2 protein-coding genes are annotated in these 1,825 nt (G+C 40.1%); both read right to left on the reverse strand.

Features of this window, described 5'->3' with window-relative positions:
* Window positions 1-21: 21 nt before the first annotated feature.
* Window positions 22-930 carry a DMT family transporter gene (locus tag ACFIO5_RS09750; RefSeq protein ID WP_034447589.1) on the reverse strand — a complete coding sequence of 303 codons (909 nt, stop codon included), beginning with the start codon at window positions 928-930 and terminating at the stop codon, window positions 22-24.
* Between the two features lie 34 nt (window positions 931-964).
* The coding region (argB, locus tag ACFIO5_RS09755) for an acetylglutamate kinase (RefSeq protein WP_375705291.1) at window positions 965-1,825 on the reverse strand (861 nt) is incomplete at its 5' end.

Below are 1,825 nucleotides of genomic sequence, written 5' to 3' on the forward strand. Positions count from 1 at the left end.
TAAGAGAGGGAAAAAAGTTAATCACTTTTTTAAATTATTTTTCTTTTTCCGCCATTGTGAAGGTTGTAATTCAGCCACAACGATCCCAATCAGAATAAGTGCCCCTCCCAATAAAGCTAAAGGGGATAAATGCTCACCAGCTAAACGCCCAACAATACCAGCCCAGACAGGTTCACCTGCATAAATGAGTGTTGCACGCGTAGGTGAAATAGACTTTTGTGCCCAATTCATAGCTAATTGAATGATAGCACTCATCAATGCCAATCCTATACCGATATTCAGCCACACCCATGAAAATGGAGGTATGCTCTCCCCTATAAAAGGCATACAAAAAAATGAAAAAAGACCACTAAAAAATAGCTGTATAATCGTTACACGCCGGCTATCAACCTTGTGGGCAAAAATTCCAATGAGTATAACTTCTCCCGCAATTGCTAAAGCGCCTAACAAAGTTAGAATTTCACCTTTTGAAAAATCAAAACTTCCAGACTTTTTGCCAGAAATAAGGATAAGCCCAATAAAAGCGAAAATAATACCAAGCCAACAAGCTAAACGAGGTGGCTTTTTAAAAACAATCCATTGCAATATTGGAACTATCGGAACATAAAGCGCCGTAATAAAAGCCGACTGACTACTAATAATCGTTTGCAGCCCCGTTGCTTGTAAAGCGTAACCCAAAAACATTCCCAAACCAATAGCCATTCCAGCAAATATTTCATAAACGGTTATACCTTTCAGAGAGCGCCAAAAAATTGCCCCACAGATAAGCGATGCAACCATAAAACGAAATCCAACAAAAAAGAGAGGCCCGCTATAGCGTACCGCGATGTGAATCACTAAAAATGTAATGCCCCACAATATTGTGGCAGCAAATAATGCCAACTCTTGCTTGTTTAATAAAGGACGTTTCAACTGTTTTGTATTATTCATGAAAGGCTTCATCCTCCAGTTTATTCTGTACGCTTTACGAAACGATAAGCGTTCCAGCTCCCTGTTCAGTAAACAGTTCTAGTAAGACAGAATGGGGAGTTCTGCCATTTAAAATGACAACAGCTTCCACCCCATTTTGAAGAGCCTTCATACAAGTTTCTACTTTTGGAATCATACCACCTGAAATTGTTTCATTTTTGATGAGGTTTTCAGCTTCAGAGATTGTCAATTCCTTTAAAAGTTTACCCTTTTTATCCAATACACCAGGAACATCAGTCAAAAACAAAAGGCGTTTAGCCTCTAAGGCACCGGCAATGGCCCCAGCAAAAATATCAGCATTAATATTATAGGTTTTGCCATCGCGACCTGGAGCTACAGGAGCAAGAACTGGAATCATTTCAGAACATGCCAAAAGATCCAATAATGTGCGATCAACTTCAACAGGTTCACCGACAAATCCCAAATCCAAAACACGCTCAATATGCGAATCAGGATCAATCACAGTTTTATAAGCTTTTTCGGCAAAAACCATATTGCCATCCTTGCCACACAATCCTATTGCCCATTCACCTTCAGCGTTTATGAGAGCGACTATTTCTTTGTTTATGGAACCCGCTAAAACCATTTCAACTACTTCCACGATCCGTTCATCGGTTACGCGTAAACCGTTTTCAAACCGCGACTCAATCCCCATTTTCATCAAAATTTCAGCAATTTGAGGACCTCCACCATGGACTACAACAGGGTTAATACCTGATTGCTTCAACAGAGCAATATCACGTGCAAACGCCCGTCCCAAAGCAGGATCACCCATAGCATGACCGCCATATTTTACAACGACCGTTTCATTTTCATATTTTTGCATATAAGGTAAAGCAGACGACAAAAATGCTGC

Source organism: Bartonella sp. AA86SXKL (genome assembly GCF_042196885.1).

Excerpts from the sequence above, each read along its gene's own strand:
- ACFIO5_RS09750 (WP_034447589.1), bottom strand. The coding sequence starts at position 930 with ATGAATAATACAAAACAGTTGAAACGTCCTTTATTAAACAAGCAAGAG.